The 25,687-nt window shown below is 70.6% G+C and carries 9 protein-coding genes; all 9 read left to right on the top strand.

Going from position 1 to position 25,687, the window contains the following annotated elements:
* Positions 1-15: 15 nt before the first annotated feature.
* Positions 16-903 (top strand): ABC transporter ATP-binding protein, encoded by an 888-nt coding sequence (locus WMF46_RS39940; protein ID WP_437982012.1) that lies wholly within the window; start codon positions 16-18, stop codon positions 901-903.
* Entirely contained in the window at positions 900-4,304 is a 3,405-nt protein-coding gene (locus WMF46_RS39935) for an ABC transporter permease (RefSeq protein WP_437982011.1), read from the top strand. Before WMF46_RS39940 ends, WMF46_RS39935 begins: the two co-directional genes overlap by 4 nt.
* A gap of 925 nt (positions 4,305-5,229) precedes the next feature.
* Positions 5,230-6,618 (top strand): salicylate synthase, encoded by a 1,389-nt coding sequence (locus WMF46_RS39930; RefSeq protein WP_437982010.1) that lies wholly within the window; start codon positions 5,230-5,232, stop codon positions 6,616-6,618.
* 73 nt (positions 6,619-6,691) lie between these two features.
* Positions 6,692-13,237: an amino acid adenylation domain-containing protein gene (locus tag WMF46_RS39925; RefSeq protein WP_437987990.1), complete on the top strand. Its 6,546-nt coding sequence runs from the start codon at positions 6,692-6,694 to the stop codon at positions 13,235-13,237.
* Positions 13,238-13,349: 112 nt separating this feature from the next.
* Complete coding sequence (locus WMF46_RS39920) at positions 13,350-18,899, top strand: amino acid adenylation domain-containing protein (RefSeq protein WP_437982009.1); 5,550 nt, start codon at positions 13,350-13,352, stop codon at positions 18,897-18,899.
* Positions 18,896-20,668, top strand: a complete 1,773-nt coding sequence (locus WMF46_RS39915; protein WP_437982008.1) for an ABC transporter ATP-binding protein — start codon at positions 18,896-18,898, stop codon at positions 20,666-20,668. The genes WMF46_RS39920 and WMF46_RS39915 overlap by 4 nt, the downstream gene beginning before the upstream one ends.
* Positions 20,665-22,404 carry an ABC transporter ATP-binding protein gene (locus WMF46_RS39910; RefSeq protein WP_437982007.1) on the top strand — a complete coding sequence of 580 codons (1,740 nt, stop codon included), beginning with the start codon at positions 20,665-20,667 and terminating at the stop codon, positions 22,402-22,404. The genes WMF46_RS39915 and WMF46_RS39910 overlap by 4 nt, the downstream gene beginning before the upstream one ends.
* Entirely contained in the window at positions 22,401-23,510 is a 1,110-nt protein-coding gene (locus WMF46_RS39905) for a saccharopine dehydrogenase NADP-binding domain-containing protein (RefSeq protein ID WP_437982006.1), read from the top strand. Before WMF46_RS39910 ends, WMF46_RS39905 begins: the two co-directional genes overlap by 4 nt.
* Before the next feature lie 8 nt (positions 23,511-23,518).
* Complete coding sequence (locus WMF46_RS39900) at positions 23,519-25,669, top strand: methyltransferase (protein WP_437982005.1); 2,151 nt, start codon at positions 23,519-23,521, stop codon at positions 25,667-25,669.
* Positions 25,670-25,687: the final 18 nt, after the last annotated feature.

The following is a 25,687-nucleotide window of genomic DNA, read 5'->3' as shown; positions in this document are numbered from 1 at the left end:
AGGCGGAGGGATCCCATGTCCAACTCGAACGGGCTGATCGTGAAGGGGTTGACGAAGACGTACGCCAACGGCGTTCGAGCGCTGAACGGCGTCCACCTGGACGTCGGACCGGGGCTCTACGGGCTCCTCGGTCCAAACGGCGCGGGCAAGAGCACGTTGATGCGCACGCTCGCCACGCTCCAGACGCCGGACGCGGGGACGATCACGTTCAACGGGATCGACGTCATTGCGTCTCCTGACCGCCTCCGCCGCCGCCTCGGGTACCTCCCGCAGCAGATCGGCGCGTACCCGGGAGTGACGGGGCGGTCTCTGCTCGAGCGATTCGCATGGCTGAAGGGGCGCACGGACCGCCGCGAGCGCGACGCCGAGATCTCGACGCTGCTCGCGCGCGTCAACCTGAGCGACGTCGGCCACCGCGAGGTCGCGACGTACTCCGGGGGCATGCTGCGGCGGTTCGGCATCGCGCTCGCGCTCGTGGGATCTCCGCAGCTCCTCATCGTGGACGAGCCGACCGCCGGCCTCGATCCGGCCGAGCGCAACCACTTTCATCGCGTGCTCGCGGAGGTCGCCGCGGAGGCCGTCGTGCTGCTCTCGACGCACATCGTGGACGACGTGGAGAACCTCTGCGGGAGGCTGTCGATCGTCAACCGGGGGCGCGTGGTCGCCGAGGGAGCGCCGGCCGAGCTCACCGCGCCGCTCGCGGGCCGCCTGTGGACGCGGACGTACGCGCGGGGCGAGCCGATCCCCGACGATGCGCTGAACGTCTCGCCCACGCCGAGCGGCACCCGCGCCGTCGTGGTGCGTGATGTGTCGCCCGGCGACGGCTTCGTCGCTCACGCGCCCAAGCTCGACGATGCCTATCATTACCTGCTGGCCGAGTCGCGACAGGCGGAGGCCGCATGAGCTCGGCGCGCATCTACGCCGTCGAGGCGTGGCACGAGCTGCGGGCGGGGCTGCGTACCTCGCTCGTCCCGCTCATGTTCGTCGGCCTCGTCGGCTATCTGTTCATCATGCTCTCCAGCGCGGAGTACCTGCGCGACATGGGCGGGGCAGACGTCGCGCGCAACAGCCCGCATGTGGTCTTCCTGATGACCTCCGGGCAGTCGTTCTGGCTCATCTTCGCGTGGGCGTGGATCTTCGCGCAGGTCGTCACGCGGGATCGCGCGGCGGGGCTCCACGAGCTGGTGCTCTCCGCGCCCGTGTCGCTTCGCGGGCTGCTGATCTCGCGCTACGTCGGCGCGGTCGGGCTCGCTTGCATCCTGGGCTCGGCGAGCTCGCTCGGCTTTCTGCTCGTCCCCGGGCTCGCCGCGCTCGGGGTGTTCCCCAAAGAGGCGGTCGGGCCCACGCCGATCGTGGCGATCGCGTCGTCGTGGGCGCTCTTCGTGGTGCCGTCGGCCATCGGCCTCGGGGCGCTCTACCTGACCGCGGCGCTCCGGACCCGGAGCACGGCCGGTCCGTTCGCCGTGGCGGCGGTGGTCATCCTGATCTGGATGGTGGCCATGATCGTCCTGCGAGGCGGTGACCTGCACACGGACATCGCGACCGTGGTCGACGTGAGCGGCTTCGGGGAGGCGGAGGCGCAGACGAAGCGCTGGACGCCGCACGAAAAGGCGACGGCGCAGCTGGCCATGACCGCGCCGCTCCTCGTCAATCGGCTCCTCTGGAGCCTGGTCCCCCTCGCAATCCTGGCGTTCGCGCTCGTGCGGCACGGGCGCGAGTCGCTCGTGCTCGGGCGGGCCGGCAAGCCGTCGCCGAGCGGCGAGGCGACCTTTCGTGCCGCCGCGCCCGCCGCGCCCGCCGTCGCAGCGCTGCCGCCGATCACGGCGCCATCCTGGCTCCGCGCGACGCTGTCCGAGGCGCGCTGGCACCTCTCGCTGACGACGCGAGGGTGGGCGTTCCGTACCGCGGTCGCGCTCTGGACCCTCATGAACGTGGCAGGCGCCTTCTACCATGTGATCGGGCACGCCGAGGGGCCGCTGGTCCCACGGCCTGCGCTGCTCGCGCCGTTCCTCATCCGCCTTTGTTACGTGTTCTCCGTGTTCGCCGTGGCGGGGTTCGTGGGGGCGCTCGCTCGTCGAGATCAGCAATCCGGGTTCGACGAGATGATCGACGCGACGCTGGCGCCGCTCGGCACACGCGTGGTGGGCCGCGCCGTCGCCGCCCTCCTGTTGACGGCGGTCATGGCCCTGGCGCCGACGCTCTCGGCGTGGATCGTGACAGGTCTCACCCTCCCTTCGAGCTTCGAGCCGTGGAATGCGCTGCTCGTGAACGCGCTCGTCGCCGCGCCCGCCCTGCTGGAGCTCGGCGCGATCACGTTCCTCGTCCACGCGCTCGTGCGTTCGCCCGGTACGGGGTACGCCGCGTCGATGCTGGCTGCGTTCATCGCGCTCGTGAATCACGAGATCGACATCGTCTCGTATCCCCCAGCGCAGCTGGGGATCCCGGTGCATGTCGCCCTCTCCGAGCTTTCGGGGTGGTCGCCGTGGCTCCTGCCGGTGCTCGAGATGGGTGTCCTGAAGCTCGGCTGCGTCGGCCTCGCCGTGGCCTTCGCGTGGCTCGCCTACCCGCGCGGCACGGCCCTGAGGAGGATCGATCGATGGCGCGGGGCAGCGCGGCAGCTCGCCCAGGGCGCGGGAGCCCTGGCGGCCCTCAGCCTCTTTGTGATCGCTTGCTCATCGACGATCTTGCACGAGCAGATCGTGGTGCAGAGCGGCTTCGCATCGAAGAGCGAGGAGAACGCCGCCGACGCGGCCTGGGAGGCCCGTTTCTGGCCGGAGGCGTCGGCGTTCTCCGTGGAGGGCGGAGAGGTCGAGGCGAAGATCGCGCCGTCCGCGCGCACCGCCCACGTCCGCTGGACGCTGCGGGGAGTACGGGCCAGCGCGGCGAAGCTGCACGGGAGCCTGCGCACCGGGATGGATATCGACAGCGCACAGGTCGACGGCTCCCCTCGTGAGGTCGTCACGGCGAACGAGCACTTCATGGTCGATCTGGGCAGCTGCGCGCAGAGCGGGTGCGACGTCGAGCTCGAGATCAGGATCGCGTCGCCCCGCTGGTTCGCCGAGGGGGAGGCGCCCTGGCTGGACGGCTCCGGCGTGTGGGCGCGCGCGGCCGATCTCGTCCCGCGGCTCGGGCACGACGGAGAGCGAGCGCTGCGATCTCCGTCCACACGTCGCGCGCTGGGGCTCGCGGAGCGCCCCGGCGCGCTCGACAGGAATGCGCTGGTACCCGCCCTCGCCGTGGCGCCGGCGGGCCGGTGGCGCTGGTCGGTGTCGTTCTCCGAGCAAGGCGTGAGCACGCCTGTCGAGGGGAGCACGACACAAGGCCTCGACTTCGCCGTGGCGTGGCTGCCGAGGGGGGCGGAGCCGAGACAGCTGCGGCAGGAGGGCCTCACGGCGTGGCATGGCCCGTCGCGCTCCGGTACGGCGCGCGAGGTCCTGGAGGACGTCCAGACGATGGGCGAGTGTGTTCAGGCGCGGCTCGGGGCCATCCCGGAGGTGACGACGGTCGTGCAGGCGCCTCGCGACCTCGGCGAGATCCGGGCCCATGGCGCGGTCCTGTGGCTGCCGGAAGGGGACGGCTGGGACGTGGCCGCGTCCGGCGCCGGACGCCTGAAGCGACGGGCCGCGGTGGCCGAGGCGCTCGCCGCGCGCTCGCTCGCGGACCGCGCCGATCTGCGCGCGGAGCCGGGGGCGCGGTGGCTCATCAACGGCGTCGCGGGGTGGATCGGGCTCGAATGCGTGCGGCGGTCCGATGGCGGTGACGCGTGGCTCGCGCTCCTGGATCGCCGCAGCGACGACGTCGCGGATGCGCTCGGCGCCCTCGACGCGCCCGTGTCGGGTCTGGCCGATGACGGCGCGGCCAGCTGGGTCGTGGCGTACGCTCCGCTGGAGACCCTCGCATGGGCGCAGGCCACCGGAGACGCCGAGGCGTTGCACGCAGCGACGCGGGTCGCCGACATGGTGCGCTCCGGAGAACCGGTCCGAGGCGCGCTCGCGCGCGCAGCAGGCCCGATCATGGCCGACCGCCTCCTGGGTCCCCCTTCGGCCTCGGATGTGACGGTCGCGATCGTCGACGGCGGCGCGCTGGAGGTTCGCGGCGAGCGCTCGCAGTGGGAGAGGGGCGGCTGGAGGCCCGTCTCCAGCTCGTTCGAGATCGTTCAACGCTTCCACGACGAGGAGACGCCGGCGCGCGTGACGCGCGTGCCGGCAAGATTGGAGAGCGATGCCCAGTTCGTCGTCTTCGACGCGTGGCCCTCATTCGAACGCTCGCCGCGGGACAACGCATGGAAGGCAGGCCCGCATTGACGGCGCGAGCCCGCGCCGCGCCTGCACATCCCCGCGCGTCACGAGGATGAGGGCTGTGCAACGAACATGTTTCGCTGCGGCATGGAGGACTCGTTGGCTGCGCTGGTGAGCGCTGAGTAGGGAGGCGCCTGACGAGCGCATCATCGACTCATTTCGTTAGACTTTCGAATGTGATCTGAGAGGTCGAATTCCTCCAGATCCGCTTAAATTCCGCGCGGAGGCGCCTCCGGGGAGCGATCGTGTCCGCCGCACGAAATCGCCGTTCGCCCGGCTTGACGCTGATGCAATTGGTATGTATATGCATTTAGTCAGCATCTTCAAGATGTAGGCGACTCGGCGTCGTGCCTATCGGCGCTCGCGAGGCCACGCTCCACGGGCGTGGTGTCGCGAGCCGGGAGGGGTACATTTGCGATAGCTGTCCATGACAGGTCGGCGTGAGCTCCGACCCGCAGATCGCGGGGGCGGGCGCTGCCGTATTGTCATGTCGTGACGAGAATCTCGTCTGGATGGGGTGCGACCGCATAGGCCTGCGAACCCTCGCAGGGCCTGCGGGTCGATGCTGGAAGGCGCGCGAAGAGGAACGCTTCGACCATCTGCCGCTCGGTCGACGTGTTTACCGTGACGCCTGTTCCCGATTCGAAGGCTCGCCACCCGAGCACGAAGCGGGGGCGCGACCGTGGCTCGCGCCTGGAACACTGCGCGTAGCGAGCGGGGCGTGGGCTGAAGAGCTCACGTGCTCCTCCCGCTCCTCACGTCTCGGTTGCGGCCTCTCGTACCAGAGGTGACCTATGTTGCAAAAGCAACTTTTATGTAAAAACAACAGAAGCGATGCGGAGCGACAGGGTGGATGTGCCATCCTTCGCTCCCCTCGAAGAGATCGAGGCGCAGGCAGCCCGGGACGGCATCACTCACGTGCGGGGCGAGCATGAACATCTCTCATCAACGGCACTACTTCGAGCGCCGCGTCTCGATCGGCGCAGACCCCATCGACCTCGCGGCGGCGCTCGCAAGGTCGGGCTCGCACGCGACGTACTTCGTGTACGAGCGCGACGGCGAGTGGAGCGTCGCCCTCGGCGCGGCCTTCGAGCTCACTGCAGACGTACACGGCGTGCACCGCGTCGACGCGACAGGAAAGCACAGCTGTCCCGGCGGGGACTGCCTCGCCGCGGTCGAGGCGGCGCTCGCGTCGATCCCGCTCCGTGGCTGGCGCGCGTACGGCACGGCGTCGTTCGAGTTCGCGTACCTGCTGCACGGCATCGAGGCGAACCTCGGCACGGAGCCCCTGCTTCACCTGACCATCCCGGAGGTCGAGATCCGCCTCCAGCGCGGCACGGCGCTGGTTCGAGCGCTGACCTCGGACGAGCTCGATCGGATGGTGGACGTCCTCGCGTCCTCGAGCCGGCGCCATGCGCGCGGGATGAGCGACGTCGCCGGCCTCCCCCCCGTCCCGTCGCCGGAGGTGCTCCCCGCGAGGCTGCTCGAGACGACCGGCGCGGCGAAGTACAAGGAGCTGGTGGCCGCGGCGACGACCGAGATCGCGGCGCGCAAGCTCCACAAGGTCATCGCGTCGCGCGTCGTCCCGGTCGCCGCGCCGGTCGATCTCATCGCGACGTACGTCGCCGGGCGGCGACAGAACACCCCGGCCCGATCGTTCGTCGTCAACTGCCGCGATCTGAAGTTCGCCGGATTCAGCCCGGAGACCGTGCTCGAGGTGACCGCCGAAGGGCAGGTGATGACGCAGCCGCTCGCCGGGACCCGGGCGCTCGTCTCGGACGACAATGAAAACGCGCGCCTGCGGGCCGAGCTGCTCAGCAATTCGAAGGAGCTGGCGGAGCACGCGATGTCCGTGAAGCTGGCGTTCGAGGAGCTCAGCCGCGTCTGCAAGCAGGGGAGCGTGACCGTGAACGAGTTCATGGCGATATCCTGCCGCGGGACCGTTCAGCACCTCGCCTCACGGCTCTCGGGCATGCTCGAGACGGGCAACACGGCCTGGACGGCGTTCCAGGTGCTGTTCCCCGCCATCACCGCGTCGGGGATCCCGAAGAGGGAGGCTGTCGACTGGATCCGGAGGCACGAAGCGGAGAGCCGGGGCCTCTACTCAGGCGCGGTCCTGACGCTGGATCACGATGGCGCGATGGATGCGGCGCTCGTGCTGCGGACGATCTTCCAGCGGGGGAGCAGCGTCTGGCTGCGCGCGGGCGCCGGGATCGTCGCGGAGTCGACGCCCGAGCGAGAGCTGGAGGAGACCTGCGAGAAGCTCCAGAGCGTGGCGCGCCACCTGGTGCGGTCGGAGTTCGCCAGCGAGCCGGTGTGACGCAGGGGACATGGTGTTCCGGACTTGAGCTTGCCTTTTCACGAGTCAGCCAATGCACGAACAGACACAGCGAATGCACGACGAAGTCGCCTCTTCGGATCTGAGGGAGACGGTCGCGAGCGTGCTCGGCGTGGTGGCCGAGACCGTCCGTGAAGACAGCAACCTGATCGAGCTCGGGATGGACTCGATCACGATGATGCGCCTCGCCGGCAGGTGGCGGCGGCAAGGCATCGAGGTCGACTTCGCCGAGCTCGCGGCGAACCCGCGGGTGTCCGCCTGGAAGGCGCTGATAGGAGAGCGAAGCTGTACCAGGGGCGAACGCGACGAGCGTTCGCCCGCCGCGGCCACCATCGACGAGGCGGCGCCCTTCGATCTCGCGCTGATGCAGCACGCGTACTGGGTCGGCCGCGAGCAAGGCCAGCAGCTGGGCGGCGTCGCCGCGCATTTCTACAACGAGTTCGATGGCGAGCGGGTCGACCCCGCGCGGCTGGAATCTGCCGTACGGGAGCTGCTCGCGCGGCACGGCATGTTGCGCGTGCAGATCCTGAGCGATGGCCGCCAGCAGATCCTGCCCGACAGCCGCGGGCGTGGGCTGAAAGTCCACGATCTGCGTGCCCTGTCGGCCGAGGCGGCGCAAGAGGCGCTCGCCGAGCTGCGCCGGACGCTGTCGCATCGGACGCTGGATCTGGCTGCCGGCGAGGTGTTCGAACTCCAGATCTCGCTCCTGCCGGACGCGATCCGCGCGGGCGGCACGCGCCTGCATGTGAACCTGGACATGGTGGCCGCCGACGCGCTCAGCCTGCGGGTGCTGCTGGCCGACCTTTCGCACCTCTATGCCGGCTCGCAGCCGCTGCCCCCGATCAACACGAGCTATCCGCGCTACCTGGCGGAACGCGAGGCCAGCCGCGCGAGCGTCAAGGGCCAGCGGTCGCGGAACGCCGACCGAGCGTACTGGCAAGCTCGCCTGAGCGATCTTCCCGCTGCGCCGGAGCTGCCCGCCGCGCCCTACCACGTGAACGTGGGCGCCACGACGGTGGTGCGGCGCCATCGCTGGCTCGCTCCGGAGCAGGTGCGCGCCTTCGCGTCTCTGGCGGCGCGCCACGGCCTCACGCCGGCCATGGCGATGGCGGCGGTCTTCGCCGAGACGCTGACCGCCTGGAGCGCGGAGCCGCGGTTCTTGATGAACCTGCCGATGTTCGACCGAGAGCCCTTGCACCCGGACGTCGGGATGCTGGTGGGCGACTTCACCTCCTCGGTGCTCCTGGCGTGGGACGGCGCGGCGCCCGGCACCTTCGCTGAACGCGCGCAGCGCCTGCAGGCCCAGTTCCACGCGGACGCCGAGCACGTGGGGTATTCGGGCGTCGAGGTGCTGCGCGACCTCTCCCGGCAGCGAGGCGAGCAGGTGCTGGCGCCTGTCGTGTACACGAGCGCGCTCGGCCTGGGCGAGCTGTTTCCGGAGGTGGTGAAGCAGCGCTTCGGGAGGGCGTCCTGGATCATCTCCCAGGGGCCGCAGGTGTGGCTGGACGCGCAGGTCACGGAGCTCGACGGCGGCCTGCTGGTCAACCTGGATGCGCGTGAAGATGCGTTTGCGCCGGGCGTGCTGGACGCGATGTTCGACGCGCACGGCCGCCTGCTGGAGCGCCTGCTGGCCTACGAGGAAGCCTGGCGGCAGCCTGTGCCAGCGTTGCTCCCGGGAGAGCAGCTGAAGGTGCGCGTCGCCGCGAACGCGACAAGGACGGCCGTCTCGGGCAAGCGCCTGCACGACGGGTTCTTCGAGCTCGCGAAGCGACAGCCGGAGGCGCCTGCTCTCCTGTGGGGCCAAGGCGGCAGGATCTCGTACGGAGAGCTCCGGCAGCGCGCGCTGCGCGTGGCGGGCTACCTGCGGGAGCACGGCGTGAGCGCAGGCGACGTGGTGGCGATCCAGCTGCCCAAGGGGCCGGGCCAGATCGTCGCCGTGCTGGGCGTGCTGGCCGCCGGCGCCACGTACCTTCCGATCAGCGTGGATCAACCCGCGCTGCGCCGTCAGCGCATCCTCGACGCCGCTGGCGCCGCCCTCGTGCTCGATGACGTCCCGGAGGGGCAGGCCTCGCTGGCGGAGCCGCTGGCCGGCGAGGACTCGGATCTCGCCTACATCCTGTTCACCTCCGGTTCGACGGGCGAGCCGAAAGGCGTGGAGATCACGCACGCCGCAGCGATGAACACCATCGATGATCTGAACCAGCGCCTTTCGCTGGGCGCGACCGACCGGACGCTCGCCCTGTCTGCGCTGGAGTTCGATCTGTCGGTGTACGACATCTTCGCGCCGCTGTCGGCCGGCGGCGCCGTGGTCTGTGTCGAGGAGTCGGCGCGTCGCGACGCAGCGGTCTGGGTCGAGCTGCTGCGCAGCCATCGCGTGACCGTCCTCAACTGCGTGCCGGCCCTGCTCGATATAACGCTCGCTGCGGCCGGCGACGGTCCCGGTCCGCTGCCGCTCCGCGCGGTGCTCCTGGGCGGCGACTGGGTGACCCTCGATCTGCCGGGCCGCCTTGCGCAGCGCGCTCCGCGCTGCCGCTTCATCGCGCTGGGCGGCACCACCGAGACCGCGATCCACTCCACGATCTGCGAGGTCACCGAGGTGCCTCCGCACTGGAAGTCGGTGCCGTACGGCAAGCCCCTCGGCAACGTACAGCTGCGCGTCGTCGATCCTCTGGGGCGCGACTGTCCGGACTTCGTCCCGGGCGAGCTGTGGATCGGCGGCGCCGGCGTGGCCCGCGGCTATCGTGGCGATAGAGAGAAAACGGCGAACAAGTTTCTCCAGGCGGACGGGACGCGCTGGTACCGCACCGGTGACCGCGCGCGTTACTGGGCCGACGGCAGCGTGGAGTTCCTCGGACGCGCCGACTTCCAGGTGAAGCTGCGCGGGCACCGCATCGAGCTCGGCGAGATCGAGGCCGCGGTCGGAGGTTATCCCGGCGTCAGCCAGGCCGTCGCGGTGCTGGGTGAACGCGGGCTCTATGTGGCCATCACCTCGGATGATCCGAGGATCGATGTGCCTGAGGCAGGCGAGATCATCGATCTGCGGCAACCGCCGCCGGAGCTCGCGGATCTGCGCGAGTTCCTGGTGAACCGCCTCCCCGCCGTGATGGTGCCGGATCACCTGTGGCGCTGCAGGAGCTTGCCGCTCACGCTCAACGGCAAGATCGATCGCAAAGCCTTGCAGCGAGCGGTGAACACCATGGCCCTTCAGGCCAAGGCGACCGTGACCGCGCCGGTCGGCGAGGTGGAACGCCGGGTCGCCGGGGTGTGGGCCGAGCTGCTCAAGGTGCCGGAGGTGGGCCGCGAGGACAACTTCTTCTCCGCGGGCGGCGACTCCCTCCTGGCGACACGCCTCGTGCGCCGGCTGCGCGAGGTCGGCCTCGACGGCGTCAAGCTGGCCGATCTGTTCGCCCGTCCGACGCTGGCCGAGTTCGCTGCCACGTTGTCGCTCGGCGCAAGCGCTCCGGCGCTGCCGGCCCTGGTCGCCGATCCGGAGAACCGCCATAAGCCCTTCCCGCCCACCGAGGTGCAGCGGGCCTACTGGCTGGGTCGTGACGAGAGCTTCACGCTCGGGGGCGTCGCCTGCCAGTTCTACCGCGAGTACGACGTCGTCGATCTCGACGTGTCGCGGCTGGAGGCGGCCGTCAACGTCCTGGTACGGCGGCACGAGATGCTGCGCGCCGTCTTCGATGAGCAGGGGCAGCAACGCATCCTCGCGGACGTGCCGCGGTTCGCGATAGAGGTCGTCGACGCCGGCGAAGACCCGGCTCAGGCGTACGAGGCGCTGCGGCGCGACTGCTCACACTGGGTCTTCGATCCGACCCGCTGGCCGCTGTTCGGCATGCGGGCGGTGCGGTCGGGCGACAGGACGCGCCTCGGCATCAGCCTCGACAACCTCATCCTCGACGCGCTCAGCATCCTCACCTTCTACTCGGAGCTCACCGCGCTCTACGAGGCTCCCGACGCTGCTTTGCCGCCGGTCGGGCTGTCCTTCCGCGACTACGTGCTGACGTGCACGCCGGGATCGGAGGCGCTCGCCGCCGCGCGGGCGTACTGGGCGAAGAAGCTGCCAGAGCTGCCGCCGGCGCCGCAGCTGCCGCTCGCCCGAGATCCGGCCGAGGTGGGGCGCCCGCGCTTCACGCGCCACGAGGGCAGCGTCGACGCGAGCCGATGGCGCCGCATCGTCGAACGCGCAGGTGAGCACGGCATCACGCCGTCCACGGTCCTGCTCACGGCGTTCGCCGAGGTGCTCAGCCGCTGGTGCAGCCGCCCCGACCTCACGCTCAACCTGACGCTCTTCGATCGCCGCGAGGTGCATCCGGACATCCACTCGGTCATGGGCGATTTCACGTCGCTCACGTTGGTCGGATACCGGCCCGCCGCCGGCGAGAGCTGGGTGACGCGAGCCCGGCGCGTCCAGCGGGAGCTGGGCGACGCGCTCGACCATCGCGACGTCTCGAGCATCTCGCTCGTTCGCGAGCTGGGAAGGCTGAGCGGCGCGCCGAGCCTGACCATGCCGGTGGTGTTCACGAGCGCCCTCGGCGTCCCCGGCGGCACCGCTGCGCCGGCCAGCGGCCCCTTCAGGAAGCAGGTGTGGGGCCTGACGCAGACCCCGCAGGTGTGGCTCGACCATCAGGTGATCGAGGCCGAGGGCGGCATCGCCCTGAACTGGGACGTTGTCGAGGACCTGTTCCCGGCGGGCCTGATCGCCACGATGTTCGACGCGTACCTGCGCGAGCTGAGCTGGCTGAGCAGCTCCGAGTGGCACCTGCCCGTGCCCGATCTCCTGCCCGAGCCGCAGCGGCGCGTGCGCGCGCTCGTCAACGCGACCGCCGGAGAGAGCCCACGGCAGAGCCTTCACCGCGCGTTCTTCGACCTGGCGCGCGAGCAGCCGCAGCGGATCGCATTGCGCTGGGGCGAGGCCGAGGTGATGAGCTACGGCGAGCTCGCGTCGCGCGCGCTGCGCCTCTCGGCGGCGCTGGCCGAGCACGGTGTGGCGACAGGCGATGTCGTCGCCGTGAACCTGCCCAAGGGGCCCGATCAGATCGCCGCGGTGCTGGGCGTGCTGGCGGCCGGAGCCGCCTACCTGCCGGTCGGGGTGGATCAACCCGATGCGCGCCGCGACCGGATGCTGGGACAGGCAGGGGTCCGCGTCGTCGTCACCGGCCCGGAGCCGAGGTGCTGGCCGGAGGGCGTTCGTCCGTGTGTGTTCGGACAGGTGATGGCGTCCGCGCCCGCGCCGAGCCCGGCGGCGATCGACGCAGAGCAGCTGGCTTACATCATCTTCACCTCCGGATCGACCGGCGAGCCGAAGGGCGTTGAAATCACCCATCGCGCCGCGCTGAACACGGTGCTGGACATCAATCAACGCTTCGGCGTCGGCCCGGAAGACCGCGTCCTGGCCGTGTCTGCGCTGGATTTCGATCTGTCTGTCTACGATATCTTCGGTCTGCTGTCCTCCGGCGGCTCGCTGGTCTTGATCGAGGAGGAATCGCGGCGCGATGCGAGGCGCTGGCATGAGCTGGTGTGTCGGCATGAGGTGACGATCTGGAACAGCGTTCCGACCTTGCTCGACATGCTGCTCATCGTCAGCAGCGCGGCGGAGCCGCCGGGCGCCCTCCGTCTGGCGCTCGTCTCGGGTGACTGGATCAGGACGGATCTGCCCGGGCGGCTCGCCGCGCAGCGGCCCGGGTGTCGGTTCATCGCGCTCGGCGGCGCCACCGAGGCCTCGATCTGGTCCAACTTCTTCGAGGTCGATGGGGTCCAGCCGTCGTGGCGTTCGATCCCCTACGGCTATCCCTTGCGCAACCAGCTCTTCCGCGTGGTGGACGCGCATGGCCGCGACTGTCCGGACTGGGTGCCGGGCGAGCTGTGGATCGGCGGTCTCGGGGTGGCGCGCGGTTACTGCGCCGCGCCGGATCTGACGGCTCGCAAGTTCGTCGGAGACGGCGCGCGGTGGTATCGCACGGGCGACGTCGGGCGTTACTGGCCCGACGGCGCGCTGGAGTTCCTCGGCCGCACCGACACTCAGGTCAAGATCCGAGGGCATCGCATCGAGCTCGGCGAGGTGGAAGCCGCTCTGAGGTCGCACCCGGGCGTGCGGAATGCGGTGGCCGTGGCGGCCTCCGGGCGCCTCGCCGCCGCCGTGGTCCCTGCTGCCGCGGAGCTCAGCGCGGAGCAGCTGCGCGACCATGTCACCCTGAGCCTGCCGATTCACATGGTGCCAGAGAGGATCGTGGTGCTGGCCCAGCTGCCGCTCAGCGCGAACGGCAAGGTCAACCATGCCGAGATCGTCAGGCTGATCTCGGCGGAAGCCGAGCCCGACGCCCGCGAGGTCGAGCCCCCGCAGGGTGAATGGGAGCATGCCGTCGCGGCGCTCTGGAGCGAGCTCCTGGCCGTCGCCGACGTCGGCCGCCATCAGAGCTTCTTCCAGCTGGGCGGCGACAGCCTCCTCGCGACGCGCTTCATCGAGGCCGTGAATCAGCGCCACGCCATCATGCTGCCGCTGAGGCGCCTGTTCAACGGACCGACGCTGCGCGAGGTCGCAGCGGCGCTCGCCGCCGAGCACGAGGCCGGCCAGGAGATCGAGGAGGGCGTGCTCTAGCGGCGTCCGCCGCGGTGGCGCGCCGGAGCCCGGCGCGCGGGAGAGCGCTTCGCCGGAGAGTTCATCGTCTGATGTGACGCTTGTCGTCAACAAGCTACAGGAGCTTACGTCCATGCCCGTTGCCGGGATCATCGAAGAGCTGAAGACGCTGGGTGTCGATCTGTGGACGGAATCGGGGCAGCTCCGGTTCCGTGCGCCCAAGGGTTTGCTCACGGAAGACAAGATGACCGTGCTGCGCACGCACAAGGCGCAGATCATCGATTTTCTGGCAGCAAACCAGGGGGTGGTCGTCGCCGCGGACGAGCAGGGGCGTCATGAGCCGTTTCCGCTCACCGACGTGCAGACGGCCTACCTGCTGGGGCGCCAGAGCTCCTTCGGTTACGGCGGCGTCGCCTGCCACGGGTACCTGGAGGTGACGTATCCAGAGCTCGACCCCGCGCGCCTCACCGACGCCTGGAACCTGCTGATCGAGCGGCATGAGATGCTGCGCGCCGTCATCGAGCAGGACGGCTACCAGCGCGTCCTGCCCACGGTGCCTCGGTACCCCATCCAGTCGACGGACCTCCGCGGCGCGTCCGCCGCCGAGGTGGAGCGCGCGCTATGCGGCATCCGCGCCGAGATGGACCACCGGATGTACGAGACCACCGCATGGCCGCTGTTCGAGCTGCGGCATACCCGCACCAGCGGCGGCGACGTCGTGCACTTCTCGCTCGACTCGCTGATCGCCGACTGGGCGAGCGCCGGGATCTTCTTCGAGGAGCTCGACCTCATCCTCGCCGGCCGCAGCGACGAGCTGCGACCGCTGGACCTCCGCTTTCGCGATTACATCTTCGCGGAGCGGCGGCTGCGCGAGACCGGGCGTTACCAGCGTGACCGCCAGTACTGGCTCTCGCGCGTCAACGACCTGCCCCCCGCGCCCGAGCTCCCGACGCTTCCGCCGGCCGCGGAAGGTGGGCCCGTGCGCTTCCGCCGCCACCACAGCCGCCTGTCCGCCGAGCGCTGGGAGCGCCTCCGGCAGCGCGCCGGCGAGCGAGGTCTCACGGCCTCGATCGCCGTGCTGGGCGCCTATGCGGCGGTGCTGCAGCGCTGGAGCCGCCGTCAACGGTTCAGCCTCAACCTCACGCTGCTCAACCGCCTGCCGCTGCATCCGCACGTCGACCGGATCGTCGGAGACTTCACGTCGGTCAGCCTCATGGACGTGCAGGCGGCGTCCGGGCGCAGCTTCAAGGAATGGGCTGCGCGGCTCGGCGATCAGATGTTCGCCGATCTCGACCACCGGCTGTTCACGGGGGTCGAGGTGCTGCGCGAGGTGACCCGCCGGCGCGGGCGGGAAGCCGCGCTGATGCCGGTCGTCTTCACCAGCGCCATCGGGCTCGGCTCGCGGCGACGACCCACGAGCGGCCGGCGCTTCGGCCATGGCGTCACGCAGACCCCGCAGGTCTACCTCGATTGTCAGGTCATGGATGACGCGGACGGGCTCGAGGTCAACTGGGACGTGCGTCAGGGCATCTTCCCGGACGGCCTCATCGACGACATGTTCGGCGCGCTGCAGCGGCTGCTGGAGGATCTCGCGGAGCGCTCCGAGGCCTGGGAGGCCATCGAGCCTGTCGCGTTGCCCGGATGGCAGGCGCAGGAGCGCGAGCGGGTCAATCAGACAGGCTGTCCGCTGCCGGATTCCCTCTTGCACCGAGGGTTCCTGGAGCAGGCCGCCCGCGACCCCGGCGCGGTGGCGGTGATCGGCCACGCGGGCAGCTTGACGTACCGCGACCTCGCGATGAGGGCGGCGTCCGTCGCGCAGGCGCTGCGGGACGGCGGCTGTTCCGCGGGCGACCGGGTCGCCGTCGTCATGAACAAGGGGATCGAGCAGGTCGTCGCGGTGCTGGGCGTCCTTCTCGCCGGCGGGGCCTATCTGCCGCTGGACGCCACGCAGCCACGGCTGCGCATCGAGAAGGTGCTGTCGAACGCGGCGGTGCGACAGGTCCTGACCCAGTCGTGGATCTCCGCGGCGGCCAAGCTGCCAGACGGCCTGCGCGTGATCGACGTGGACACGCTGGCGCCTGCGCAGACCTTCCCCGAAGCCCCGGTGGGCCCGATGGGCGACCCCGACGCGCTGGCGTACGTGATCTACACCTCCGGCTCCACGGGTGACCCGAAGGGGGTCATGATCACCCACCGGGCGGCGCTGAACACGATCGACGACATCAACCGTCGCTTCGGGGTGACCGGATCGGACCGGGTGCTGGGCCTCGCCCAGCTCGGCTTCGACCTGTCCGTGTACGACATCTTCGGAACCCTCGCCCTCGGAGGGACGCTCGTCCTCCCGGATCCCGACCGCGGCGCCGATCCCTCCCACTGGGCGGATCTCCTCGTGAAGCATGAGGTGACCCTGTGGAACTCCGTGCCTGCGCAGCTTCAGATGCTGGCGAGCTACCTGCAAACAGAGCCGGTCGCGATTCGCTCGTTGCGCATGGCGCTGCTGTCCGGCGACTGGATCCCCGTCACGCTGCCCGACCAGATCCGCCGGTTCATTCCTGACCTGACGCTCATCGGGCTCGGGGGCGCGACCGAGGCGGCCATCTGGTCGAATTACCATCGCATCGAGCGGGTCGATCCGGCGTGGACGAGCATCCCCTACGGGGTGCCGCTCGCCAACCAGGGCTTCCGCGTCCTCGACGAGTCGCTCCGCGACGCGCCGGTGTGGGTCCCTGGAGAGCTGTACATCACCGGGCACGGCCTTGCGGCGGGGTACCTGGGCGATCCGGAGCTCACGGCAGCGCGCTTCTTCAACCATCCCGTCGATGGACAGCGCCTCTACAGGACCGGAGATCTCGGGCGCTATCTCCCCGGCGGATCCATCGAGTTTCTCGGACGCGAGGACAGCCAGGTCAAGATTCGCGGGCACCGGATCGAGCTCGGCGAGATCGAGGCCGCGCTGCTCGCGCATCCGGCGGTCGGCGCCGCCGCGGCCGTGGTGGCCGGCAAGGACTCCACGGATCGCACGCTGCTCGGCTTTGTCGAGCTCGCGCGGCGCAGCGCGCCTTCAGACGAGGATCTGGCCACGTCGCAGGCTCGTCTCGTGTCTGCGGCGCGGCAGTTCGCCGACAAGGAGGTCAGCGGCGTGACCGCGGCCCAGGTGACCGACGCGACCCGAGCGCTGCGCGACGCCTCGTTCGCGTCCATGATCAACGCGTTTTCCGAGCGCGGGCTCTTCGCCGGTCCGCGCGACACGCACTCGGCCGAGGAGATCCTGCGCCAGGCGCGCGTTCACGACCGCCATCACTGGCTCGTTCGCCGCTGGCTGGGGCTCCTTTCGGAGGCGGAATGGCTCACGTACCACGAGGAGAGCCGCCGTTACGCGCAGCGCAGGGCCGCCGACGCGGCGGCGGTCCACGACGCCTGGCGGCGGTTCGAGGAGCTGGCGTCGTCGTCCGGGCTGTGTACGCCCGAGTTCGTTCAGTACCACAGAGCGCACGTGGAGCGGCTGCACGCCTTGCTCGAGAACCAGCAGAACCCCTTCGAGCTGCTGTTCCCGCAAGGGAAGCACGACGTGGCGCTCTCGGTGTACCGCGACGACGCGATCGCGCGTTACAACAACCACGCGGTCGCGGCGCTCCTGTACCGGATCGCCGCCGCGCATACGGACGGCGCCCCCCTGCGGGTGATCGAGATCGGCGCCGGCACGGGGGCCACCACCGGCGTGGTCCTCCCGATGCTCGACGGCCATGACGTCGACTACCTGTTCACGGACCTGACAGCCTTCTTCCTGGCCGACGCGCGCGAGCGGCTCCGGGAGCGCCCGTGGGTCCGATTCGGGCAGCTCGATCTGAACGAGGATTACCGGGCCCAGGGCCTGCTGCCGAACTCCGCGGACGTCGTGCTGTGCGCCGGAATGCTGAACAGCACCCGCAACGTCGAAGCCGCGGTGGCGGCCGCGGTGGAGCTGCTCGGGCCGTCGGGGTGGCTCGTGTTCACCGAGCCCACCGCCGATCACCCGCACGTCCTGCTCACCCAGGGCTTCATGATGGACCCCTCGGGCGCGGACCGGGAACGCGGCACCACCAAGTTCCTGTCCACCGAGCAGTGGCAAGGCCTGATCGCGAAGAGCGGCGGTGAGCTGGTGCTCCGCCTGCCGGACGACGACCATCCGATGGCGGCCTATGGCATGCACATGTTCGCTGCGCGATTCAAGACCGACCGAGCCCGGGTCGGGACCGACGAGCTCACGAGCTTCCTCGGGCAGCGGCTGCCAGCGCACATGGTGCCTGCGCATCTGCAGGTCGTCGACCGGCTGCCGCTCACGGCGAACGGCAAGGTCAACCGCAAGGCGCTCGCCGCCCTGCGGCCCGCGGCGTTCATCGACGGCGCCGGGAAGGAGGCCGATGCGACGCTGGACGAGCTGGAGAGCCGGCTGTGTGCGATCTGGGCGAGCGCGCTCGGCATCGCGCGGATCGGCAAGGGAGAGAACTTCTACGACCGCGGCGCCGACTCGCTGATCCTCGCCAGGGTGGCAGGTCGACTGCGCGACGAGGTGCCGGAAGCGGCGCCGTTCGCCTACGACACGCTCCTGCGGCAGATGCTCAATGAGCCGACGGTCGACGCGCTCGCGCGAGCGCTGCGCAGGCAAGACGGCGCCGCGCACGCGCCGATCGGCGCTGGGCCGGGCGCGGAGGCGTCCTCCAGCGGCGGCAAGACCGCGCAGGTCGCGCAGCGCCGCGAGGGCAGCAATTCGTTGATCCTCTCGTTCGGCGGCGGGGGCGGGCCGGCGCGCGTGATGTTCCACGCGGCGCTGGGCACCATGGATTACTTCCAGCACCTGGGGCGGGCGCTCGCCGCCCAGAACCTGGGGCCCGTCCTGGGCTTCGCCGTCGCCGACCCCGAGCTGTACCTCGCGATCCCCCCGAAGGAGCTCGTCGCGCGCGTGTCCGACGATTACGCGCAGCGGCTCATCGATGAAGGCTTCACGCGGTTTCAGCTCATCGGCTACTGCCTCGGCGGGCTGCTCGCCACCGAGGTGGCCCGCCGGCTGCTCGAGCGCGGCATGTCGGTGGACCTGGCGCTCGTCGACAGCATTCCGATGTTCATCGAGACCGACGAGGAGCTCGCGTTCGAGGCGATCTTCGCGCCGAACTTGAACCTGGATCCGGTGAAGGCCGTCTTCGGCGACGACGTCGAAAGCGCCGACGTGTACCGGGCCATCGAGAAGCTGATGGTCGACTACGACCGCAAGATTCCGGCTGGCGCGATGGCCAGGCTCGGCGGGGACCCCGGGCTGGAATCGGTCGCCGCCGCGGTGCGCAGGCAGTCCGCGCGCAGCCAGGACGAGCGCCTGGCCAGCTATGCGAAGGCGGCGGCCGCCCAGGCCGGGGTGCCCGTCGGACCCGAGCTCATCCCGGCGCTGTTCAGGACCTGCAGGCATAGCATGCGCGCCGCGCGGTTCGATCCCGAGCCGTACGTCGGCGATATGACGTTCTTGCGGTGCGACGAGGAGCAATCCTTCGGCATCACCGCGGGCGTCGGGCACCTGACGGCGCCGTTCTGGGAAGGCGTCTGCCTCGGCGAGTTCAAGCTGATCGACGTGCCTGGCAACCATTTCAGCGTCATCGAGCCGCCGCATGTGAATGTCGTGGCCGAGCACCTCGCGGTATCGTTGCGCCACACATGAGAGAGAATCAGCAGAAGGCCGGGGCGCTCCGCGCGCTGCGCCGCCCGATAGCAGGGCTGTCGCGGCTCGGGATCTTCCTGGGCGGGGTCGGGGCGCTGACGACGCTCGTCCCGTTCATCGGTATCGCCGAGCTCGCGCGGATCCTCGTCGCGTCAGGCCCGATCGACAGCGCGAAGGTGGCCGGGGTCGCGCTGATCATCGTGGTCGGCCTCGGCGTCGGATGGACATGCACCGGAATGGCGCTGTGGGTGACTCACCTGGCGGACCATCGGCTTCAGGCCATCCTGCGGCGCGCGCTGGTGCGCAAGCTGGGCGAGGTGCCGCTGGGGTGGTATTCCGACAAGACGTCAGGTGTGGTCCGCAAAGCGGTCCAGGACGACCTGGAGGACCTGCACCACCTCGTCGCGCACCACGATGTCGAGCTCGTCTCGGCGATCGTCCTTCCGCTCGGCGGCCTCCTGTACCTGTTCTGGCTGGACTTTCGGCTGGCGCTGCTCGCGATCGCCACCCTGCCCATCTACATCGTCGCTTACGCATGGATGATGCGGGGCTTCGCCGAGAAGATGATGCAGCTCGACGCGAGCTTCGCCAGGGTGAGCGCCGCGATCGTCGAGTTCGTACACGGCATCGCGGTCGTGAAGGCGTTCGGCCAGACGGGCCGCGCTCACCAGAGCTACCAGCGCGCCGTCAGCGATTTCAGCGACCGGTACGCCGGCTGGGTGCGGCCGCTGCTCCGGCTCGAGGCGCTGACCTCGATGGCCCTCTCGGTGCCCGTGATCATGCTGGTGAGCCTGACGGTCGGCGCCTGGTTCATCCGAGAGGGCTGGGTGAGCCCCATCGACCTGCTCGCCGAGACCCTCGTCGCCGTGGTCATCCCGCAGACGGTGCTCACGCTGAACCAGGGGCTCACGGCCCAGCGCAAGGCCGTGGCGGCGGCGGAGCGCGTCGCCTCGCTGCTCGACGAGCCGTCATTGCCCATCACGACGACGCCGCAGGCGCCGCGCGGGGCGGGGGTGCAGTTCGATCACGTCTCGTTCAGCTACGACGGCTCGAGGAGCGTGCTCTCCGACGTGAGCTTCGCTTGCACGCCTGGCACGGTGACAGCTCTCGTCGGGACCTCGGGCGCGGGGAAGTCCACGCTGGCAAAGCTGGTGCCCAGGTTTTATGACGTGACCGGCGGCGCTGTCCTGCTCGGCGGCGTGGATATACGAAACATCGCGCCGGACGTGCTGTACCGGAACGTCGGCTTCGTTCTGCAGGACGTCCAGCTGGTGCATGGCACGGTCGCCGACAACCTGCGTCTCGGCCGGCCCGAGGCCAGCGACGCAGAGGTCGTTGAAGCCGCGCGCGCCGCGCAGATCCACGACCGGCTCGTCGCGCTCCCCAGGGGATATCGGTCCGTGATCGGCGAGGACGCCATCCTGTCCGGCGGCGAGGCGCAGCGGCTGTCCATCGCGCGCACGCTGCTCGCGGACACCGCGGTGCTGATCCTGGACGAGGCGACGGCGCACGCGGATCCGGAGTCAGAGGCGCAGATCCAGGACGCGCTGTCCGCGGTCGCGCGCGGGCGCACCGTGATCGTCATCGCCCACCGGCTGGCGACGATCACCGGCGTCGACCAGATCGTCGTGCTCGACGAGGGCCGCGTGCGCGAGCGCGGCACGCATTCCGCGCTGCTCGCCGCGGACGGGCTCTACGCGAGGATGTGGCGTGCCTACGCCGAGAACGACATGGCGGTTGCCACTTCAGCGGTGGAGGTGGCCTCATGATCCGGCAACTGACCAAGATCCTGGGACCGCAGCACGCAAGGGCGCTGCACGTCTATTTCGGCTGGCTCATCGTCTACTCCGTCGTTCAAGGGGTGGCGATGGCGTTCCTCGTCCCGGTCCTCAAGGCGCTGCTCGGCGGGGACCTGGGCGAGGCGCTGCGCTGGCTGCTCCTCCTGGCCGCGGTCGTCGCGGTGACGTGCGTGGCCCGTTACCAGCAGACGATGAAGGGCTTCGCGCTCGCGCTGGTCGTCCTGACCACGCTGCACGACCGGCTCGGCAACCACGTCGCCCGCCTGCCGATCGGCTGGTTCTCCTCGGAGAAGGTCGGCCGTCTCTCACGGAGCGCGACGGGCGGCACCATGATGGTCACCAACGTGTTTGCCCACCTCCTGACCCCGGTGGTGAGCGGCATCCTGACGCCCGCGACGATCGCCGTCGCCATGCTGTTCTTCGACTGGCAGCTCGGGTTGACGGCCATCGCCTGCACGCCGCTGATCTACCTGACGCACCGCTGGTCGTCGGCGTGGATCGGCCGCACCGAGGAGCAGGTCGACGCCGCGGGGGCGCTCGCCAGCAACCGGGTCGTCGAGTTCGCGCGCAACCAGCAGGTGCTGCGCGCTTTCGGTCGGGCCACGGGGGGTTATGCGCCGCTGGAGGAGGCGATCGATGGGCAGCGCGCCGCGGGCGGGTCGATGCTGCGTCAGACCTTCCCCAGGTTGCTCGCGGGCGGTCTGTCGGTGCAGCTCGCGTTCGCCGCGCTGATCGCGGTCGGCGTGGTGCGCGCCCTCGATCGGTCGATCGATCCGATCGAGCTCGTCGCGCTCCTGGCGCTGGCCGCCAGGTTCGTGGGGCCGCTGGCCGAGGCCGCGGGGCGGAGCGGGCTCTTGCGGATGGCGGGCAACGATCTGGAGCGGCTGTCCGCCATCTTCGATGAGGCGCCGCTGCCCGAGCCGGAGCGCTCCAGGCCCGTCGCGGCGCCGGGGGAGATCGAGTTCTCCGATGCCCTGTTCGGCTATCAGCCGGGCGCTCCCGTGCTCCGTGATGTGTCTTTCCGGATAGCGCCGAGGACGATGACGGCGATCATCGGGGCATCCGGCTCCGGGAAGACCACGATAACACGGCTGATCGCGCGGTTCTTCGATGTCGACGCGGGCTCGGTGCGGGTGGGCGGCGTGGATGTCCGCGAGCTCTCCACGGAAGACCTGATGACGCAGCTGTCGCTCGTCATGCAGGACGTCTATCTGTTCGATGACACGCTCGAGGCAAACATCCGGGTGGGCCGGCTGGACGCCACGGACGCCGAGGTGCGCGAGGCAGCCCGCCTGGCGGGCGTGGAGGAGATCATCGAGCGCCTCCCGCAGGGCCTGAAGACCCGGGTCGGCGAGGGCGGAGCGTCGCTGTCCGGCGGGGAGCGCCAGCGGGTGTCGGTCGCCCGAGCCGTGCTCAAGGGCGCTCCCATCGTGCTGCTGGACGAGGCGACGGCGGCGCTCGACCCGGAGAACGAGCGCTACATCCAGAGCGCGATGCGCACATTGATGAATCGGTCGACCCTGCTGGTCATCGCGCACCGGCTGCCGACCATCGTGTCCGCGGATCAGATCCTCGTGCTCGACGGCGGCCGCATCGTCGAGGCGGGAACGCATCAGGAGCTCCTGGCGCGCAACGGGCGGTACACGGCGTTCTGGAACGAGCGCCGCCGCGCCCACGGATGGCGGCTGGTGGAGGCTGCGGGATGACGATCGGCATCTTGGGAGGTTATGGCGACGTCGGCGCGCAAGCGGCCCGGCGGCTCGTGTCGCTCGGCGTCGGGCCGCTGCGGATCGGCGGGCGCAACCTCGAAGCGGCCCGCCGCTTCGCGAAGGAGCTGTCCGTGGGAGCGGTCGAGCACCGGGCGGTCGATTTTCGGGACGACGCGTCGTTGCGTCGCTTCGTCGGTGGGTGTCGGATCGTGCTCAACTGCGCCGGTCCATCTCACGCCATCGCGGACCGCGCGGCGAGGGCAGCCGTGGAAGCAGGCGCCGACTACGTGGACGCCGCCGGCGACGATGCGCTGTACGCGCTCCTGGACGACGAGGCGTACCGCACCCGCGGGCGCGTGGCCGTGCTCTCGGCGGGGCTGCAGCCTGGCCTCACCGCGCTCTTGCCGCGATGGGCGGCGCAGCGTGCTTTCAGCCAGGTTCACGGCATGCGCAGCTATTTCGGCGTGCTGGACCGCTTCACCGAGGTCGCCGCGGACGACTACCTCCAGGCGGCCACGGACGGGGTGAGTGAGCCGCTCGCGGCATGGCGAGAGGGGCGTCGCTCCGGGGTGCTGACCCGCACGCGCAACGTGGAAGTCCCGTTCTTCCCCGGTCCGGCGACCTTGCTGCCTTACCTCAACACCGAAGGGGAGCGGCTCGCGGCGTCGCTCCGGCTCGCTCGCGGAGACTGGTATACTGTCATCACCGGCCAGCACATCCTCACGGCCTTCGACCGCGCGCGCAGCCTCGAACGCCGCGAGGCGGTCGCGGCGTTATGCCGGGCCAGCTTGCTCGACCTCGCTGGACGGGAGCCGCACGTCCTCCTCGTCGCGCAGCTCGACGGCCTGCGAGACGGCGCCCCGGTCACGCGCACGCTGGTGATGCGCGGACGGCGCAACGCCGAGCTCACAGGGACCCTGGCCGCGCTCACCACGCTGGCGGTGGACCAGGGCCAGGTGCCCGCTGGGCGCCACTTCGCCGCGGCGGCGCTCGAGCCCCTGTCGACGGTCGGTCGCCTTCGCGAGAGCGGCGCGGTGACCGCGCTCGATCTGCTGGACACGTCGATCGACGCGCTCGGCGCTACCGAGGAGGGCTCCCTGTGACCGCCGGGATGCCTCTCGTGTTGTGCGGCGCCGGGTTCGGTCGTCTACATCTGGCGGCGCTCGAGCGGTTGAATGGGCGCTTTCGCCTCATCGGCCAGCTCGCCGACGACAGCGAGGGCGCCCGGAGGTTCGCCGATCAGGCCAGGATACCGCTCTGGACCCGGCCGGATCAGGCACCCCTCGGCGCCGGCGTGAGCTGCTGGGTATCGGCGGCCGGGCACGGCGTGCCGGTGACCGAGCGCGCCGTCGACCTCCTGGGGCGGGGCAGCGCTGTGCTGGCGGAGGCGCCGCTCGAGCACGATGAGCTCGCCGCATGCCTGCGGCAATCGCGCCTTTCTCGGGCCGCATTCCGGGTGGCAGCGGTCGCCTCTGCCACGCCGGCATCCCGGCGGTTCCTCGGCGCAGCGCAGGTGTTGCGCGCGCGCACGCCGATCAGGTACGTCGCGGCGACGTGCACGAGAGCGTCGATCCAGGCGCTGCTCCGCCTCCTGGGAGACGCGCTCGGCGCCCTGCGCCCCTGGCAGATCCGTGAGCCGGCGCCGCTCGGGAGCGGGCTTGTCGTGCTCGGAGGCAGCCTCGCGGGGGTTCCCATCGTCCTGCGCGTGCGCAACGAGGTGTCGTCAGAGGCGCAGAGGGTCGTCGAGCTCGCCCTGGGCAGCGACGCCGGCGAGCTGGAGTTGACCGGGGTTCACGGCGACGTCCTCTGGACCGCCCACGCCACGGGGTCTGCCGTGCTGCTCGGCGGGACGGACGCGCCGGCCGAGCGCGAGACCATGAGCTGGCTGCGTGCGACCCGCGACGAGCTGACGGCGTTTGCCAATGCCGTTGAGAGCCCAGGCGCAGCCGTCAGCGAGGCTCAGGTTCAGCTCACGTTGTGCCGCCTCCGGCACGACGTCCTCGCCGCGCTCGGCTCGGCGACGGCGCGCGCCGACGCGGAGGTCGTCCCGGCCGCCGATCTGGCCGCCGCGGCCGTGGAGGCCGCCGCCGACGACGCCGATGGTGAGGCGCCCGGCGTGCCGACGGGCGACGAGACACACGAGGCGGGGCTGAGGCTCACTCGGCTGCTGGAACCCGCGCCGGGGCGGGATGCCCTGGCGCACCTGCCGGGGGCGATGCAGCGACTCGAGGCGATCAGCCTGCGAGCCCTGGGGGAGCTGCTCGTCGCGAGCGGCGCCGTGCATCCGGCCGGTGAACCGCGCACAGCGGAGGAGATCGTCGGCGCGCTGGGCGCGGCGCCGCGGCACGCATGGCTCGTCCGGCGGTGGCTCGCCGCGCTGTGCGACCACGGTGTGCTCAGCAGCGTGGCAGATAAGTACGTGTGGCGACGGGCCCTGCGGGACGCCGGCGCGGCCTCCGACCTGCCCGACGCGTATGCCGCGCTCGGCTTCCCGCCCGCGATGGCGGAAGTCCACCAGGCCGCGCTGCTCCGCCTGCACGCGCTCGTGCGCGACGAGCTCTCGATTCAGCAGCTCTTGTTTCGCGAGCGGCAGGACCTCTCCACCATCGCCGCCTACCAGGACAACGTCTTCACCGCTTACCTGAGCGCCGCCGGCGCTCACCTCGTGCGCCGCTGCGCGGAGCTGCGGCACCGGCCGCTGCGCGTGCTCGAGCTCGGCGGAGGCGCCGGGCTCACCACGACAGCCGCGCTGCGGGCCCTCGACGGCGCGCCTGTCGACTACCTGTTCACCGACATCGCGCGCGCGTTCACGGCCGCGGCGCAGGAGCGGTTCGGCCGCCATCGCGGGATGCGCACTGCCGTGCTCGACATCAACATCGATTTCACGGCGCAGGGGGTGGAGCCGCACGCGGCGGACGTCGTGCTCGCGGGCAATGTCCTCCACAACGCCGCGCATACGGGTCGGACGCTGCGCCGCATCCGCCGCGCGCTCGCCCCCGGCGGGTGGCTCATCTTCACGGACTCCACACGAGAGAACTGCGCGATCCTGACGGCGATGCAGTTCCTGCTGTCTCCTGCGGCCGGCTCGCCGCCGCTCGGCAGCGAGGACCGGCGCGCGGGGACCGATCAGGTGTTCGTCGACGCGCCCGGCTGGAATGAGGAGCTCCTGGCCGCAGCCTTCGTGCCGCGGTTCGTCCTTCCTTCGCTCGAATCACCCCTGGCCGTGGCAGGCCAGCACCTGTTCTTCGCCACCGCCTGCTGACGACCACCCGAGGAGGTG

It is taken from the genome of Sorangium sp. So ce117 (assembly GCF_051524395.1).
GTDB classification, from domain to species: Bacteria; Myxococcota_A; Polyangia; order Polyangiales; family Polyangiaceae; genus Sorangium; species Sorangium cellulosum_B.
Note: the sequence above shows the minus strand (reverse complement) of the source record. Positions and strands in the feature narration are given on the sequence as shown.